This window comes from Aeromonas sp. R2-3 (genome assembly GCF_040908375.1).
GTDB lineage: Bacteria > Pseudomonadota > Gammaproteobacteria > Enterobacterales > Aeromonadaceae > Aeromonas > Aeromonas veronii.
The window spans coordinates 435,386-450,550 of the sequence record NZ_JBFODP010000032.1 but is presented as its reverse complement, the minus strand read 5'-3'; the positions used below and the strand labels follow the sequence as shown (position 1 = coordinate 450,550).

General features: G+C 62.8%; 14 protein-coding genes. 6 read left to right on the top strand and 8 right to left on the bottom strand.

Features of this window, described 5'->3' with window-relative positions:
• Positions 1 to 43: 43 nt before the first annotated feature.
• From AB5Z02_RS19620 to AB5Z02_RS19600, 5 genes are read left to right on the top strand one after another with little or no spacing between them, the layout of a single operon-like run.
• Positions 44 to 1,654 carry an ABC transporter substrate-binding protein gene (locus AB5Z02_RS19620; RefSeq protein ID WP_368216760.1) on the top strand — a complete coding sequence of 537 codons (1,611 nt, stop codon included), beginning with the start codon at positions 44 to 46 and terminating at the stop codon, positions 1,652 to 1,654.
• On the top strand, positions 1,639 to 2,649 hold the full coding sequence (locus AB5Z02_RS19615; protein ID WP_368216758.1) for an ABC transporter permease: 1,011 nt from the start codon (positions 1,639 to 1,641) through the stop codon (positions 2,647 to 2,649). Before AB5Z02_RS19620 ends, AB5Z02_RS19615 begins: the two co-directional genes overlap by 16 nt.
• Entirely contained in the window at positions 2,639 to 3,454 is an 816-nt protein-coding gene (locus AB5Z02_RS19610; RefSeq protein WP_107682885.1) for an ABC transporter permease, read from the top strand. The genes AB5Z02_RS19615 and AB5Z02_RS19610 overlap by 11 nt, the downstream gene beginning before the upstream one ends.
• Positions 3,448 to 4,236, top strand: coding sequence for an ATP-binding cassette domain-containing protein (locus AB5Z02_RS19605; protein WP_368216756.1), 789 nt, complete (start codon positions 3,448 to 3,450; stop codon positions 4,234 to 4,236). The genes AB5Z02_RS19610 and AB5Z02_RS19605 overlap by 7 nt, the downstream gene beginning before the upstream one ends.
• Positions 4,236 to 4,877, top strand: a complete 642-nt coding sequence (locus AB5Z02_RS19600) for an ATP-binding cassette domain-containing protein (RefSeq protein ID WP_368216755.1) — start codon at positions 4,236 to 4,238, stop codon at positions 4,875 to 4,877. The genes AB5Z02_RS19605 and AB5Z02_RS19600 overlap by 1 nt, the downstream gene beginning before the upstream one ends.
• A gap of 352 nt (positions 4,878 to 5,229) precedes the next feature.
• On the opposite strand, the gene hypB is transcribed toward AB5Z02_RS19600, so the two are convergent.
• A complete protein-coding gene (gene hypB, locus AB5Z02_RS19595) occupies positions 5,230 to 6,084 on the bottom strand; it encodes a hydrogenase nickel incorporation protein HypB (protein ID WP_368216907.1) in 855 nt (284 codons plus the stop codon).
• On the opposite strand from hypB, the gene AB5Z02_RS19590 reads away from it, so the two are divergent.
• On the top strand, positions 5,965 to 6,321 hold the full coding sequence (locus AB5Z02_RS19590) for a hypothetical protein (RefSeq protein ID WP_368216753.1): 357 nt from the start codon (positions 5,965 to 5,967) through the stop codon (positions 6,319 to 6,321). The two genes, hypB and AB5Z02_RS19590, sit on opposite strands and share 120 nt — an antisense overlap.
• Here AB5Z02_RS19590 and hypA read toward each other — a convergent pair.
• From hypA to selA, 7 genes are all read right to left on the bottom strand, one after another.
• Complete coding sequence (gene hypA, locus AB5Z02_RS19585) at positions 6,299 to 6,640, bottom strand: hydrogenase maturation nickel metallochaperone HypA (protein ID WP_368216751.1); 342 nt, start codon at positions 6,638 to 6,640, stop codon at positions 6,299 to 6,301. The two genes, AB5Z02_RS19590 and hypA, sit on opposite strands and share 23 nt — an antisense overlap.
• A 69-nt stretch (positions 6,641 to 6,709) precedes the next feature.
• On the bottom strand, positions 6,710 to 7,714 hold the full coding sequence (hypE, locus tag AB5Z02_RS19580) for a hydrogenase expression/formation protein HypE (RefSeq protein ID WP_368216749.1): 1,005 nt from the start codon (positions 7,712 to 7,714) through the stop codon (positions 6,710 to 6,712).
• 85 nt (positions 7,715 to 7,799) lie between these two features.
• Positions 7,800 to 8,912, bottom strand: a complete 1,113-nt coding sequence (hypD, locus tag AB5Z02_RS19575; protein ID WP_323911610.1) for a hydrogenase formation protein HypD — start codon at positions 8,910 to 8,912, stop codon at positions 7,800 to 7,802.
• Complete coding sequence (locus tag AB5Z02_RS19570) at positions 8,906 to 9,157, bottom strand: HypC/HybG/HupF family hydrogenase formation chaperone (protein ID WP_040065728.1); 252 nt, start codon at positions 9,155 to 9,157, stop codon at positions 8,906 to 8,908. Before AB5Z02_RS19570 ends, hypD begins: the two co-directional genes overlap by 7 nt.
• Positions 9,158 to 9,162: 5 nt before the next feature.
• Positions 9,163 to 11,601, bottom strand: coding sequence for a carbamoyltransferase HypF (gene hypF / locus AB5Z02_RS19565; protein ID WP_368216747.1), 2,439 nt, complete (start codon positions 11,599 to 11,601; stop codon positions 9,163 to 9,165).
• Entirely contained in the window at positions 11,598 to 13,520 is a 1,923-nt protein-coding gene (gene selB, locus AB5Z02_RS19560) for a selenocysteine-specific translation elongation factor (RefSeq protein ID WP_368216746.1), read from the bottom strand. The genes hypF and selB overlap by 4 nt, the downstream gene beginning before the upstream one ends.
• A 4-nt stretch (positions 13,521 to 13,524) precedes the next feature.
• Complete coding sequence (gene selA / locus AB5Z02_RS19555; RefSeq protein WP_368216744.1) at positions 13,525 to 15,003, bottom strand: L-seryl-tRNA(Sec) selenium transferase; 1,479 nt, start codon at positions 15,001 to 15,003, stop codon at positions 13,525 to 13,527.
• Between the last annotated feature and the right edge of the window lie 162 nt (positions 15,004 to 15,165).

The following is a 15,165-nucleotide window of genomic DNA, read 5'->3' as shown; positions in this document are numbered from 1 at the left end:
TTGAGTGATGATCCGTGAGTGGTACAAAACAAGAAGGATCCCCATGACTGTTCCACGCAATTCCCTTCGCCATTACTGTGGCACCAGTGCTGCCGCCCTGTTGACTCTGCTGCTGGGCACTGCCTCTCACGCGGCGCTGGCCGCTGCCCAACCTGTGCCTGCCGAGCTCAAGCTCGCCATCGGAGCCGAACCCACCGAAGGGTTTGACCCTCTGCTTGGCTGGAGCCACGGCAGCTACCTGCTGCTGCACAGCCCGCTGCTCAAACAGAACGCCGATCTCAGCTGGCAAAACTTGCTCACCCAATCGGTGACCCCGAGCACGGATGGCAAGGGATGGATCATTACCCTCAAGCCTGACCTGAAATTCTCCAACGGTGCACCGCTCACCGCCGAGGATGTGGCCTTTACCTACAACAGCGCAGCCAAGGGTGGCGGCAAGATCGACATGGGCAACTTTGTCTCGGCCAAGGTGCTCTCGCCTACCGAAGTTGCCATTACCCTGAGTGCCCCCCAGAGCACCTTCGTCAACGTGCTGGGATCCTTGGGGATAGTGTCGAAGCGGGATTACGACGCAAAAGCGTATGCCCAAAAACCGGTCGGTGCCGGCCCTTACCGGTTGGTGAGCTTCCTGCCCGGTCAGCAACTGGTGGTAGAGGCGAACCCCTATTACGCCGGTGGCAACAACGATTTCAAACGGCTGGTCTTTGTCTTTATCGATGAAGAGAGCGCCTATGCCGCCGCCCAGAGCAGCCAGCTCGATGTGGTGCGCATCGCCCCGTCGCTGGCGCCCACCGTGCCAGCTTCCCCCAAGCTGTGGGTGCGACCGAGCGTGGAGAACCGTGGCATCGTCTTCCCTATTCCGCCTGCGGGTGGCAAGGATGCCAAGGGTTATCCCATCGGCAACGACGTGACCTCGGATGTAGCGGTGCGCCGTGCCATCAACTACGCCATCGACCGCAAGCTGCTGGCCGATCAGCTGCTGGAAGGGCACGCCATCCCCGCTTACAGCGCGGTAGAAGGCTTGCCATGGCTGAATAAAGCCACCGCCTTCAAGGATGGCGATGCCGCCCACGCCAACGCACTGCTCGACGAGGCGGGTTGGAAGATGGGCAGTGACGGTATTCGCCACAAGGGCGACCTGAGAGCCGACTTTACCCTCTGGTACACCAGTGGCGACAGCACCCGCCGGGATTTGGCGGAAGCGGTGCGCGCCATGCTCAAACCCATCGGCCTTGAGGTGAGCCTCAAGGCCGGCAGCTGGGAGCAGGTGGAGCGGGAGATGCACGCCAATCCGGTGCTGATGGGGTGGGGGAGTCTGGATCCCATGGAGCTCTATCACCACTACCAGAGCGGCTCCGGTGGCGTGGAGTTCTACAACCCGGGCTACTACAGCAACCCTGTGGTGGATAGCCACCTCAAGCAGGCGCTGGATGCCCCGAACTGGCAGGCGGCCGTGCCCTTCTGGCAGCAGGTGGAGTGGGATGGCAAAACGGGCGCCGGAGTGCAGGGAGATGCCGCCTGGGCCTGGCTGCTCAATGTGCAGCACACCTATCTCGCCAACCGTTGCATCGATCTTGGCAAGGGGGCGCCAGAAATCCACGGTAGCTGGTCCCTGCTCAACAACCTGCAGGATTGGCGGTGGACGTGCCGTTAAGTTCTCCCTTGAGTCACTCCGGTTATCTGTTGCTAAAAGCCCTGCTGCGTCTGGCAGGGCTGTTATGTCTGGTCTCGGTCGCCACCTTTGTGCTGCTGAGTTACTCCCCCATCGACCCCATCAAGGCCTATATCGGCAACGATCTGCTCCATGTGCCGCCGGAGCAGTACGCCCGCATCGCCGCTCGCTGGGGGCTGGATCAGCCGCTCTGGCTGCGTTACTGGCACTGGTTTACCCAGGTGCTGCGGGGGGATCTCGGTTACTCCATGCTTTATAACGCACCGGTGGGTGAGGTCATAGGCCAGCGCTTTGCTGCCTCCTTCCTGCTGCTGGCGGGCGCCTGGCTGCTCTCCGGCTTTTTCGGGATTTTGCTGGGCCTCTGCGCCGGTCGCTATCTCAACCGCTGGCCCGATCGCCTTATTTGCCGTTTTGCCTACCTGCTCGCCTCCTTGCCCACCTTCTGGGTCGGCCTGTTGCTGCTCGCCCTGTTTGCGGTGCATTGGCCACTACTGCCGGTCTGCTGCGCCTGGACGCCGGGTCTCTCCGCCGATGAGGCAGATTGGGCTATGCGAGCGCGCCATCTGCTGCTGCCGGTCACCACGCTTGCCCTGCTCGGGCTGGGCAATATTGCCCTGCATACCCGGGCGCGGGTGGCCGAGGTGCTGGAGAGTGACTTTATCCGCTACGCCCGCGCCCAGGGGGATGGCGGCTGGCCCATGCTGCGTTTTCACGTGCTGCGCCACGCCCTGACCCCGGCGCTCTGCCTGCAGTTTGCCTCGCTCGGTGAACTGATTGGCGGATCGCTCTTGGCCGAGAAGGTCTTCTCCTATCCGGGGCTCGGCCAGGCCACTGTGGATGCGGGGCTGCGGGGCGATATCCCCCTGCTGATGGGGATCGTGCTCTTTTGCACTCTGCTGGTCTTTATTGGCAATACGGTGGCCAGTTTGCTGTTGGCCCGCATCAATCGGGGTTGGGAGGGCGAGCATGCTGTTTAATCCGCTTCCCTCCATACTGCGGCTGGTTTTTGCCCTGCTCGGATTGGCGCTGCTGGCCACTTACGGCTGGAGCCTCTCTCATCAGGATGTGCCGATGGATCTGCTGGCGCGCCAGCAGCCCCCCTCGCTGGCCCACTGGTTTGGCACCGATCAGATGGGGCGGGATCTCTGGCTGCGCGCCTTTCAGGGCACCCTCACCAGTCTGGAGCTGGGGATCAGCACGGCTCTCTGCAGTGGCCTGCTGGCCATGGTGGCGGCAAGCGTATCGCTCATCCATCCCAGATGCGATGCAGCGGTGCGAATGGTGATCGACGCCATGCTGGCGCTGCCCCATATGCTGCTGCTGATTTTGATCTGCTTCACCGTGGGGGGCGGCATGCGCGGGGTGATCCTGGCGGTGGCGCTGACCCACTGGCCCAAGCTGGCGCTCATTCTCTGCGCAGAAGCGCGACGGATAGCTTGCAGCGACTATGTGGTGCTGGCCCGCTGTCAGGGGATGGGGGCGCTGCGTCGCTGGCGCACCCACCTGCTGCCGGGGCTGTTGCCCCAATGGTTTATCGGGACTTTGCTGATGTTTCCCCATGCGGTGTTGCACAGCGCCGCGCTGAGCTTTCTCGGCTTTGGCCTGGCGGCCCACGAGGCCTCGCTGGGTCTGCTGCTGGCCGATGCCCTGCGTTATCTGGCCGGTGGCGGTTGGTGGCTGGCCCTCTTCCCGGGGCTGATGTTGCTGCTGCTGGTGTTGCTGTTTGATCAGGCTACCCGCGCTTTGCAACAGCTGCTGTGGCACAGGAGTGAACCATGCTGAGTTTTGACCATGTGACCATAGAGGCGGCCCACTACTCCTGGCTGGGGCGGCGCAGTTGGCAGCCTTTGCTGACCGATATCAGCCTGCAACTGGCGACTGGGGAGATAGTGGCGCTGGTGGGGGGGAGCGGCGAGGGCAAGAGCCTGCTGCTGCAAAGCGCCCTGACCCTGCTGCCGGACAATCTGCGAATGCGCGGCAGCATCTCCCTCGATGGCACGCCACTGTGCGACGCCAGCCGGGCCAGCCTGCGCGGCCACACCCTCTGCTATGTGCCACAGGGGGTAAGCGCCCTCAATCCATTGCTGACGGTGGAGCGCCAGCTGGGGCGGGCGACACGTCTGTGTGGCCAGAATGGTTCTCGCGAGCGGCTCGGCGAGCAGCTGCTGCGCTACCAGCTGCCCGCGACCACCTTGGACAGATTCCCGCGCCAGCTCTCCGGTGGCATGGCCAAGCGCATTCTGGCCTGCACTGCGGCCCTTGGTGGTGCCCGCTACATTCTGGCGGACGAGATCACCGCCTGGCTCGACGAGGGGCTGGCCTGTCTGCTGCTCGGTCAGTTGCGTGAATTGGCCAATCAGGGCAGCGGCATCCTCTGGGTGACCCACGATCTGGCGCTGGCGGCCCGCTTTGCCGATCGCATAGTCGCGCTCCATAAGGGCCAAGTGAGCGATACCTTGAGCAGCCACCATCTGTGGCAAGGGCAGGGGAGCGAGATGCTCAGAGCCCACTGGCAGGCGCTGCCCGAGTTCAACGCGCTCTTCTCTGTGCCGGAGGTTTCCTGATGTTGGAAGTACGAAATCTCACTATCGCCCAGGGGGAACGTCCCCTCTGGCAGGGGTTATCGCTGACGGTGAAAGCGGGCGAGCGGCTCGGCATTTCTGCTCCGAGCGGCCATGGCAAGACCACGCTGGGGCGGGTATTGGCGGGTTGGCAGCCTGTTCGGGGAAGCGGGGAAATACGACTGGATGGGCAGCCGGTGCCTGAACAGGCAAAAGGTTATAACCCCATCCAGCTGGTGCCCCAGCACCCGGAACTGACCTTCAATCCCTATCGCACCACCGGGCAGGCGCTGTGGGATGTGTGGCGCCCCGATGACGCCATGCTGGCCCGCTTTATGGTCAAGCCTGAATGGCTCGGTCGTAAACCCGGTCAACTCTCCGGTGGCGAGCTGGCCCGCATCGCGCTGCTGCGCGCCCTCGATCCTCGCACTCGTCTGCTGATTGCCGATGAGGTGACTGCCCAGCTGGATCCGCAAATACAGCGTCATCTCTGGCGAGAGTTGATGATGGAGTGCGAGCAGCGCGGGCTTGGCATCCTGATTTTTAGTCACCAACAGGCGCTGCTGCGCCAGATCTGCCATCGGGTGCTGCGCTTTGGTGAGGCGCCTCTTGCAGCGGGTGTATTGGCCGAAAGCGCGGCCTGAGGATTGGCTTCCCCCTCATCCCCAGCCCTTCTCCCGCAAGGGGAGAAGGGAGCAGAAGGTGCCATTTCGCCAGGCTCGGGGTTTAGGGTTTGGAAAATCTCGGGGTTTGAAAATATGGCTGGTTGTTATGCTCGAAGCGCCCCCTGAGGAGTTTGAGGGCGTCGTATAGTTGCAGCATGCTAAACCAGTTCCCTCTCCCTGGGGAGAGGGCCAGGGTGAGGGGATGCGAGTATGAAACGCTGGCCATTCTGTACAGAGAGAACCGTTGGCAAAGCGCGCAGATAAAGAGAGGGAGGCATCAGCCTCCCTCTCTTTTTACCTATTGCTATCAGCGGCGTTTAACTGGTTGATTTCAAGCACTGGCCAGCCAGTTAAGCCAGGCATCCATCCCTTCACCGGTGGTGGCGCTTACCTGGATCACCTGGATATAGGGGTTGACCCGTTTGGCGTTCTCGATGCAGCGGGCCACGTCAAAGCTGACGTAGGGCAGCAGATCGATCTTGTTGATCACCATCAGCTGGGCGGCGGCGAACATATCCGGATATTTCAGCGGCTTCTCTTCCCCCTCGGTGACGGAGAGGATCGCTACCTTGTACTTCTCGCCGAGATCGAAGCTGGCGGGGCAGACCAGATTGCCGACGTTCTCGATAAAGAGGATGCCCCCTTCATTGGCGGGCAGTTGGTGGCAGGCATCGTGAACCATTTTGGCGTCCAGATGGCAGCCCTTGCCGGTGTTGATCTGCACGGCAGGGACGCCAGTAGCACGAATGCGATCCGCATCGGCGCTGGTCTGCTGATCCCCTTCGATCACGGCGCAGGGGCGCTTGTCGGCCAGCTGGCGCAGGGTTTCGCACAGCAGGGTGGTCTTGCCTGAACCCGGGCTAGAGACCAGGTTGAGCACTAGCTGGGCCGCCTCGTCGAAGTGTTCGCGGTTATGGGCCGCCAAGGCATTGTTCTTGGCCAGCACATCCATCTCGATGGCGATCAGCTGGCGTTGCCCCATGCCGGGCACCGACAATCCCGCTTCCCCTTTGCCATAGTGCAGATCACCCTGCTGATGGTCATGGTCATGGTCATGGTCATGGTCATGGTCATGGGGATGCGCGTGGGAATGGCCGTGGTCATGAGAGTGGGCATGATCATGATGATGGTTGTGGGGGTGATCATGACGGTGCTCATGGGGCTGATCATGCCCCTCATGGCTTATGGGAGCCCGCACCCCGTGGTAGTGGTGATGGACATCCCCCTGATGGTGATAGTGGTGGTGAATGATCAGGGTGCGCGGTGCGCTCTGCTCGTGATCATGGTGGTGATGGGGCTCATGACTATGTTCATGGTGATGTTCATGTTCGTGATGATGCTCATGATCGTGCTCATGGCCGGCAATCCGCGCCTTGCCGCATCCGCATACGCTACACATATCAACTTACCTCGATGTCGGTGATGCGCAGGTTATCACCCTGCGCGACTCGTAATTTGTATCCGCCACACCCGGGGCAGGCCTGCCCGCGCTCGGTGAGGGTGACCGTCTGGTTGCAGTCGTAACACCAGGCTTCTGCCGCCTTGTGTTGAAAGTGAAGCTGGGCCCCTTCGACGGCAGTGCCCTTGGCGGCCGCCTCGAAGCAGAAGGCAATGGTGTCCGGGTCGACGCAGGAGAAGCTGCCGACCTCGAGCCAGAGGGCGGTCACCTTGGTAAAGCCCCGCTGGGTGGCCTGTTCGGCTGCCAGATCGATGGCGGCCATGGCCAGAGACATTTCGTGCATGGTGGCTCCTTAACCCATATGGGGAGGAGCAGTGACTCCTCCCTGTAATTGACGGAACGGCATGGCCGCTCAACAGATCCGCGGCAGCAGCTCCCCTTGCGGCAGCTCCAGATAGCGGCGGCTGCCCCAGGGGTTGTTGAGGATCACCTTGTGGCGATCGCTCGCCTGCACCACGCCGATCTGGCTGGCAGCGGGGTTGAATTGTCGCAAGATGCCCAGTGCGTCCTGCGCCTGTTCGGCAGGCAGGGCCAGCACCATGGTTCCCTCGTTGGCGAGATCATGGGGCTCGAAGCCGTAGAGCTCGCACAGGCCGCGTACCGGATCGCACACCGGAATGGTGGACTCCTCCAGCTCGATGGCCACCTGGGAGGCTGTGCTCCATTCATTCAGCACGGCGGCAAGGCCACCGCGAGTGGCGTCGCGCAGGGCGTGAGGGGTAATCCCCGCTTTTAGCAGCGCTTCTACCTGCGGCCAGAGGGTGGTGCAGTCGCTCTTGAGATCCGACCCCAGCTGCAGGGCGTCGCGGGCCACCAGGATGCAGGCGCCGTGGCTGCCGATATCCCGCGACACCAGAATGGCGTCACCGGCCTTGAGGTTGCGCACCGAGATGCCCCGGCTTTGATCAGGCAGCGGGAAAGTGCCGACCCCGCTGGTGTTGATGAAGATCTTGTCGGCCGCCCCCTTGGGCACCACCTTGGTGTCGCCACAGACGATGCGGGCGCCGCTCTTGGCAAGCTCTGCGGCCATCGACTCGACGATGCGGGCCAGATCGGCGTAGGGGAAGCCCTCCTCGATGATAAAGCTGCAGCTCAGATACTCGGGCTTGGCCCCCATCATGGCGAGATCGTTGACCGTACCGGCGATAGCCAGCTTGCCGATATCGCCCCCCTCGAAGAAGAGCGGCGAGACGGTAAAGCTGTCGGTGGTGAAGGCGACGGGCCCGCTTACCGGCAACAGGGCGGCATCTTCACCGCGCAGCAGGATCTCGTTACCAAAGTGGCGAAAGAAGAGCTGGTTGATCAGCTGGTTCATCTCCACGCCGCCGCCGCCGTGGCTAAGTTGGATTTCTCTCATCGTGATTGGATCTCCACAAGGTTGCCGAAGCAGACAGATTCATCTCCACTCATCACCCGACCGCCGTGGCTTAACTGAATTTCTCTCATTGGATCCCCATATATCGGTAGTAGGCATTGCAGGCCCCTTCGGAGCTGACCATGCAGCTGCCCATGGGCTGGGTCGGGGTGCAGCCCCGGCCAAAGACTTTGCACTGGTTCGGTTTGGCGAGGCCGCGCAGGATATCGGCGCACTGGCACGCCTTGTGGTCATCGATGGGAGTCTGATTGAGCGCAAAGTGACGCTCTGCATCGCGTTTGGCAAAGGCATCGCGCAGGCGCAGGGCGGAGGCGTTGATATCCCCCAGACCTCGCCAGCGAAAGTGCTCGCGGGTCTCGAAAAAGCGCTCGACCAGCCGCTGGGCGGCTTTATTGCCGCTGGCAGTGACGGCTCGGCTGTACTGCACCTCCAGCGCGTAGCGACCCTCCACCTTCTGGCGCACCATCATCAAGAGCGCCTCCATCACATCCACCGGCTCGAAACCGCTCACCACCACCGGCACCTGATAACGATCGACGATGGGCAGGTAGATATCGGCGCCGGTGATGACGCTGACGTGGGAGGGGCCGATAAAAGCGTTCACCTTGGCAACGCCGTCGGCCATCACCGCATGAATGGCGGGGGGCACCAGCACATGGTTGATATGAAACAGGAGGTTTTCAATCCCCTCAGCTTCAGCCGCAGCTAGCAAGGCGGCGGTCATCGGGGTAGAGGTCTCAAAACCGATGGCGAAGAAGACCACGGTTTTTTCCGGGTTCTCTTTGGCGATACGCAGGGCGTCGAGGGGGTCATAGACCGGGCGGATATCGCTCCCCTTGGCGCGCTGCTGGGCCAGCGTGCCTTTGGAGCCCGGCACCCGGATCATATCCCCCAGGGTGACCAGAATAACGCTGGGCTGGCTCGCCAGCTCGATGGCCTGATCGATGCGCTCTTTCGGCATGATGCAGACCGGGCAGCCGGGGCCGTGGACAAACTCGATGCTGGCCGGCAGCAGCTGGTGCAGGCCGTACTTCATGATGGTGTGGGTATGGCCGCCGCACACTTCCATCACCCGCAGCGGCTCTGGTAGATCTTTGGCGAGTTCAGTGATCTGGGCGGCGAGGGCACGGATCACCTCGGGCTGGCGAAAGCCCTGAAAGAGATCATTGAGGGTCAGCATGGCAAGATATCCTGTTTGGGCATCAGGGCCACCATCTGGCGGAAGCTCTCGAGGCTAGCCTGCGCCTCCTCTTCGTCAATCTTGCTCATCACAAAGCCGATATGGAGCAGCACATAGTCGCCCACCTGGAGAGGCTCTTCGAGCAGCATGCAGCTGACGCGCCGCTGCACCCCAAGGGTGTCGACGGTGACGCAGTTATCTTCGGGGTGCAGTTGCACCACCTGAGAGGGGATGGATAGACACATGAATTTCAGGACTCCGACAAGGTGGCACAACCGGCTGTGGCAGGCTGGTGCGTGGCAAGATGGTGGATGGCAAACCAGAGCTGACCGGCGGCGATGCCACCGTCATTGAGCGGCAGGGTTTCGCTGGTCAATACCTGCCGGCCGGCCGCTTCGAGTGCGGGCACCAGCTGGTCCATCAGCACCCGGTTTTGAAAGACGCCGCCCCCGAGTACCACCGGATAGCCGGGGAAGCGTTCGGCAAGGGCAACAACCAGATTGCTGATGGCGCGGATAAAACCGGCGGCCAGGCTGGCAGTGGCGGTGCCTTGGCGCCGCTCGCTGACAAGTGTATTGATGAGCTCGGCCCACTCGATATGCAGCGGCCCCTCCGCTGATTGGCTGAGATCAAAGGCGAGGTAGAAGGGCTGCTCATCGGGGGCTAGCCGCGAGGCAGCCGCCTCCAGCAAGAGCCCCGCTTCGCCCTCGTAATCGGGGGTGTCGATCACCCCCAAGAGCGCCGCCACCGCATCGAACAGTCGACCGATGGAGCTGGTATGGGGGGCGTTGCGACCCAGCTGCCAGAGCTGGTGCAGATTGTTGATCCGCTCAAGGGGCAGTTGCTTGATCAGCGGAATATCGAGGGCGCTGATCTGCTCAGGGCTGTGCGATTCAAACAGCAGCCCCAGCAACTGGCGCACCGGCTCGCGGATGGCCGCCTCGCCGCCGACAAGCTTGAAGGGTTTGAGGTGGGCAACCCGCTCAAATCCCTGAACATCGGCCAGCAGCAGCTCGCCGCCCCAGAGGGTGCCGTCATCCCCAAGGCCGGTGCCATCGAAGGCAACACCCAGCACCGGGCCCGTGATGTCGTGCTCGGCCATCACCCCCAGCAGGTGGGCGTGATGGTGCTGCACCTCGAGATGGGTGGCACCCTGATCCTGGCAATAGCTTTTGGCCCACTGGTGGCTGAGGTAGCCCGGGTGGCGATCCGAGACCAGAACTTCGGGTTTGAGATCGTAGAGATCGCGAAAGGTCGCCAGGGTCTGCTCGAAGTGCTCCTGCATCGGCAGGCTGTGCAGATCGCCAATATAGGGGCTGTAGATGCGCTGGCGGCCGAAGGCGAGCGCCAGCTGGTTCTTCTGCTGCGCCCCGACTGCCAAGAGCGGCGCCTTGACCGCCTCTTTCAGGCTGGGAGTGCAGGGGGCATAACCCCGGGCCAGCCGCAACGTCTGGCGTCGCCCACCGGTCCACTGCACCAGGCTGTCGTCGCACGGGTGCAGGATGGGGCGGTTGTGATCCAGGATGCCGTCAATCTCGCTGCCGAGTTCCCTGACCACCTCTTCACACTCGATAAGGATAGGGCTGCCGCGACCATTGGCGCTGGTGGCTACCAGCGGCATGGCGCAGGCGTCCAGCAGCAATTGGTGCAGCGGGGTGTAGGGGAGCATGACCCCGAGATAGGCGATGCCGGGGGCTATCCCCTCGGCCAGCGGCGCGGCTGACGGTCCAGATTCTGAGTGCCGATCATCATTTTTGCGCTTGCGCAGCAGAGTAATGGGTCTGGCCTGAGAGGCGAGCAGTTGCCACTCGTCTTCGCAGCCGGTGACATGCAGTTTGGCCTCGGCAAGGGAGCCCATCATCACCGCCAGCGGCTTGCGCGCGCGCCGCTTGAGCGTTCGCAATCTGGCAACACTCTGTTCATTGCGAGCATCACATATCAGGTGATAACCCCCCATGCCCTTGACTGCGATAAGCTTGCCCGCTTGCAGGGCGCGGGCAGCTGCTTGCAGGGCATCCTCGCGCTCGGCCAGCGCATCGCCGCGGCCGCTGCGCCAGCTGAGATGGGGCCCGCACTCGGGGCAGCTCACCGGCTGGGCGTGGTAGCGTCTGTCCAGCGGGTTTTCATAGGCCGCCGCACAGCGCCGGCACATGGCAAAGCCTGCCATGGCGGTATGGGGTCTGTCGTAGGGGAGGCTGCGGATGATGGTGTAGCGCGGGCCGCAGTGGGTGCAGTTGGTAAAAGGGTAGCGATGGTGGCGATCGTTGGGGTTGGCCACATCCCGGGCGCATGCCTCACACATTCCCTGATCCGGCGAGATGGCGACCGTGGCCGCGCTCTGCTGTTGGCTCGCTTTAATTCGAAACTGGCCATGAAATTGGCCATCGAAGTCGGGATCATGAGCAAGGGGCAGTTCCCGCTCGCTGAAGTGATCGATGCGGCTTAAGGGCGGCGCCAGTTCCCGCAGTTCGCGGGCAAAGACGGCTAGCTGCTCGGGCGATCCTTCGGCACCTATGGTAACGCCGTTGGCATCGTTCAACACATAACCGGCAAGGCCGTGGCGCAGCGCCAGCCCATAGACGAAGGGGCGAAAGCCGACCCCCTGCACTATGCCGTCGATATGAAACTCGCGGCGCAGCCGGTTGGCCACAGGATTGGCAGAGCCAGATTGGGCGATGGTGGTGCTCATGCCGGCTCCATCTCATCTTGACTGGCTGGGAGACGCAGCACCCGGCGTTCGTTCTCCTCGCGCCGCACCCAGCCATCCATCTCCATGCGCAGGCAGAACGGAATGGCGTATTTGCGCGACAAACCGGTGATCTCCTTGAGGGATGCCATGTCGATCAGATCTCCCACCTGCTGGCCCGCCAGCACGGCGGCGACCATCTGGTTGTAAAGCTCGGCGTCGTAGTAGATGGGGCCATCGAGCTGCACCAGATACTTGAGTCGCGCCAGATTGCGCAGCTGCTTTTGCAACGCGCCTTTTTGTAGCAGGCCCTGCTGCAGGGCTGCGGGCAGCTGGCGGGTGATAAAGGGATCCAGCTCAACGCCGCCGGGGCCCAGTTTACCGGGCTCGTAACCCTCCTTGCCTTGATCTCGCACCACTTTGAGCACCAGCTGCGCCTCTTCTCCCAGATCGTCTTCCGACTCGCCGCTGCCCGGCTGCCACTTGTCATGGTGCAGGCGAATGTGCTGCTCGCTCTTGAGCTGCTGGAGCAGGGCCTGAGTGACCGGCAGGGCGATGCCAAAGCGGGTCGCCAGCTCGGCGGCGCTCAGCGGTTCGTTTGCCAAGGTAGCGAGCAGCTGGTCGCGGCTTTGGGCCAGCCAGTAGTTATCCAGCAGCCACTCACCGAGGGGGGTGACCTGCTCTGGCTGCTGGTCAAAGCGGCTGGCCAGCACATAGCCGTTGAGCCCCAGTTGTAGGGTGGCTGGGTTGTAGTGCTCGAGCTCATCTGGCAGCTCACCCAGTAGGGCGTGCAGCGCCTTGCGTCTGGCGGGATGGATGTCGCCGCACCAGACGATGCGGGCGCCGTGCAGCAGTTCGCTGCTGCCGTGGCGAATGATGGCGAGCGGCTGGCCAAAGAAGCAGGGGATGGGGCTGGTAAAGATCAGCCGCGCCAGCCGGGTATCCTTGATCGGCACAAAACGGGCCCGCCCATGCCAGCTGCCGAGGGCCACCTCGATCTCCTTGTTGTGCAGAGAGGGGCGTAGCGCCTTGTCTCTCAAGCTCTCGGCGTTGAGTCGCACGATAAGGTGGGTGGCCGCCTCGCACTGACCGGCGGCGCTGGTGAGGCAATGGCCGCGGGCCACCTCCTTGTGGGGCACTTTTTTAAGGCCCACCGCCACCCTACAGACGGCGCCGATCTCGTCGACGCTCTGGTGATAGGCCTGCAGGGAGCGCACCTGCACTTCCCGATCGGCGGGGTAGAGGCGCAGCTTGTCCCCCACCTTGAGGCTGCCCTGTTGCAAGGTGCCGGTCAGCACTGTGCCGGTGCCATTGGCGGTAAAGACCCGGTCTACATAGAGGCGCGGCGGCGCCTCTTCACGAGAGCGGCGCGGTGCGCCCTGCTCGCGGGCAGCTTGTGAGGCTGGCAGATCGGCCAGCTGACGTACGATAGCGGCGTGCAGGGCAGCCATATTCTCGCCGGTTTTGGCGCTGACGCTGACGATATCGGGCACCATGCCGCTTTCGTCCATTACCCGCTCCAGCAGGCTCTCTTCCAACAGCAAAAGCTCGTCGGGGGAGACCAGATCGCACTTGTTGATGCAGACCAAGAGGCGCGGTACCCCCATCGCCTTGAGCAGGCGCAGGTGATCGCCGGTCATCGGCATCCACCCCTCGTCGGCGGCGATGACCAGCAGCACCAGATCCAGACTCCAGAGCCCCGCCACCATGTTGCGGATATAGCGCTCGTGGCCGGGCACGTCGATGACGCCTATGGTGTTGCCCTGACCGTCGTCAAAGTGGGCAAAGCCGAGATCCTGGGTCATGCCAATGGCCTGCTCGTGGGCACGGGCGGTGGTGATGCCGGTGAGGGCCTTGATCAGCAGGGTCTTGCCGTGATCCACGTGGCCTGCAAGGCCGATAACGGCGCGATAGGGGGTCATGGGATCAGGGCTCCTCGGTCGCATTTGTTGCATTGAACGGGGCGGGCAGCAGCAACTCCCTGAGTTGGGCGATCAGCAGTTCCATCTCGGTCGGCAGCAGGGTGGCCATATTGAGCAGCACCTTCTGCTGGCGCACGGTGGCGATGACCGGCACCGGCAGTTCGCGCAAATCATCGAGCAACTGTTGGGCCGGGCGCGGGTCGGTGCACTCCAGCGCAGGGGCCGGATAGAACTCGTCCGGCAAGGTGCCACCGCCCACCACCAGCTGGGCGGGGACCGGCACAAAGCAGCCGGGCAGGGCGGCCATCAGCTGGTCGGCTCTCGCCTCCATGGCGGCCGGATTGCTCAGGGTGCGCTGGGCGATACCCTCGCCGACGGGAGATTTGTTGAGCTTGTGGATGAGCAGCCGTTCGAGCAGGGAGTAGACGATGCGGCTCGGGCGGAAGGTGCGCATCATGGGGTGTTTTTCCAGCCGCTTGATAAGATCGGCGCGGCCGCTGATGATGCCCGATTGCGGGCCCCCCAAGAGCTTGTCACCGGAGTAGCAGACCAGGTCTGCCCCCGCCTTGATGTACTGGCGCACCGAGGTTTCATCCGGCGCAAACTCTTCGCTGGTCAAGCCCGAGCCCTGATCCACCGCCAGCACCACGTGCTCGGGCAGGGCGCGGGCCACTTCGCCGATATCGGGGGATTCGGTAAAGCCGCGAATGGCGAAATTGGATCTGTGCACCATCAGTACCAGCGCGGTCTGATCGGTGATGGCATCGAGGTAATCTTTGGCGGTAGTGATATTGGTGGTGCCCACCTCCACCAGTTTGGCGCCGGAGAGCGCCAGAATGTCGGGGATGCGAAAGCCGCCGCCAATCTGGATCTGCTCGCCGCGGGAGACGATCACCTCGCGCCCCTTGGCTACCTCCTGCAGCAGCAAAAAGAGCGAAGCGGCGTTGTTGTTGACCACCAGCGAATCCTCGGCCTGGGTGAGGCAACGGAGCAGGGGGGCGATCAGCCCCTTGCGCCCGCCGCGCTTGCCGGTGGCGAGATCCAGCTCCAGATTGTTGTAGCCGGTGTTGAGATCCCGCACCTCGTCCCACAGATCGGCACTTAACGGCGAGCGCCCCAGATTGGTGTGCACCAGGGTGCCGGTGGCGTTGATCACCCGGGCCTGGCGCTGGCGCAACTGCTGCCGGCAGCGCTTGGCAATCAGCGCCTCGATCTGCTCGGGGGCGACGCCATGCTGGCGAAAATATTCGCTCTGGCGCAGTTCGCTGAGGGTGTCGCGCACCGCCTGAGTCACCAGCGGGCGGCTCAGCGCCTCGATAAAACCGGCGAGAAAGGGTTGCTGCAGCAGCTGCTCCACTTGCGGCAAACGGCGCGTTTGTTGCTGGCTGGGCTGTTGCTGTGAATCTGGCAGTGAATCGTCGGCAGCCGTACCTGATGTGGGCTGGCGGTGGGGGATGGCTGACGCGTGAGACGAGTTCGGCATGGGATTACCAGTGCAGTGCGTGGGTTCGGGATGCGCACCGGTTTGCCGATAGAGAGGCCGAGCTGACGGGTTATGGCACTGCTGGCGATTTGCGGATGACTGCAAACTGGGTGCATCAATGAGCGGGTATAAATTAATGCTGCATCGATGCTGATAAATTAA

Bases quoted from the DNA above. Each gene is read 5' to 3' on its own strand.
- AB5Z02_RS19600 (WP_368216755.1), top strand. From the start codon at position 4,236: ATGTTGGAAGTACGAAATCTCACTATCGCCCAGGGGGAACGTCCCCTC.
- AB5Z02_RS19570 (WP_040065728.1), bottom strand. From the start codon at position 9,157: ATGTGTCTATCCATCCCCTCTCAGGTGGTGCAACTGCACCCCGAAGAT.
- hypE (WP_368216749.1), bottom strand. From the start codon at position 7,714: ATGAGAGAAATCCAACTTAGCCACGGCGGCGGCGGCGTGGAGATGAAC.
- AB5Z02_RS19610 (WP_107682885.1), top strand. From the start codon at position 2,639: ATGCTGTTTAATCCGCTTCCCTCCATACTGCGGCTGGTTTTTGCCCTG.
- AB5Z02_RS19620 (WP_368216760.1), top strand. From the start codon at position 44: ATGACTGTTCCACGCAATTCCCTTCGCCATTACTGTGGCACCAGTGCT.
- hypD (WP_323911610.1), bottom strand. From the start codon at position 8,912: ATGCTGACCCTCAATGATCTCTTTCAGGGCTTTCGCCAGCCCGAGGTG.
- selB (WP_368216746.1), bottom strand. From the start codon at position 13,520: ATGACCCCCTATCGCGCCGTTATCGGCCTTGCAGGCCACGTGGATCAC.
- hypA (WP_368216751.1), bottom strand. From the start codon at position 6,640: ATGCACGAAATGTCTCTGGCCATGGCCGCCATCGATCTGGCAGCCGAA.
- hypF (WP_368216747.1), bottom strand. From the start codon at position 11,601: ATGAGCACCACCATCGCCCAATCTGGCTCTGCCAATCCTGTGGCCAAC.
- AB5Z02_RS19590 (WP_368216753.1), top strand. From the start codon at position 5,965: ATGGTCATGGGGATGCGCGTGGGAATGGCCGTGGTCATGAGAGTGGGC.
- AB5Z02_RS19605 (WP_368216756.1), top strand. From the start codon at position 3,448: ATGCTGAGTTTTGACCATGTGACCATAGAGGCGGCCCACTACTCCTGG.
- selA (WP_368216744.1), bottom strand. From the start codon at position 15,003: ATGCCGAACTCGTCTCACGCGTCAGCCATCCCCCACCGCCAGCCCACA.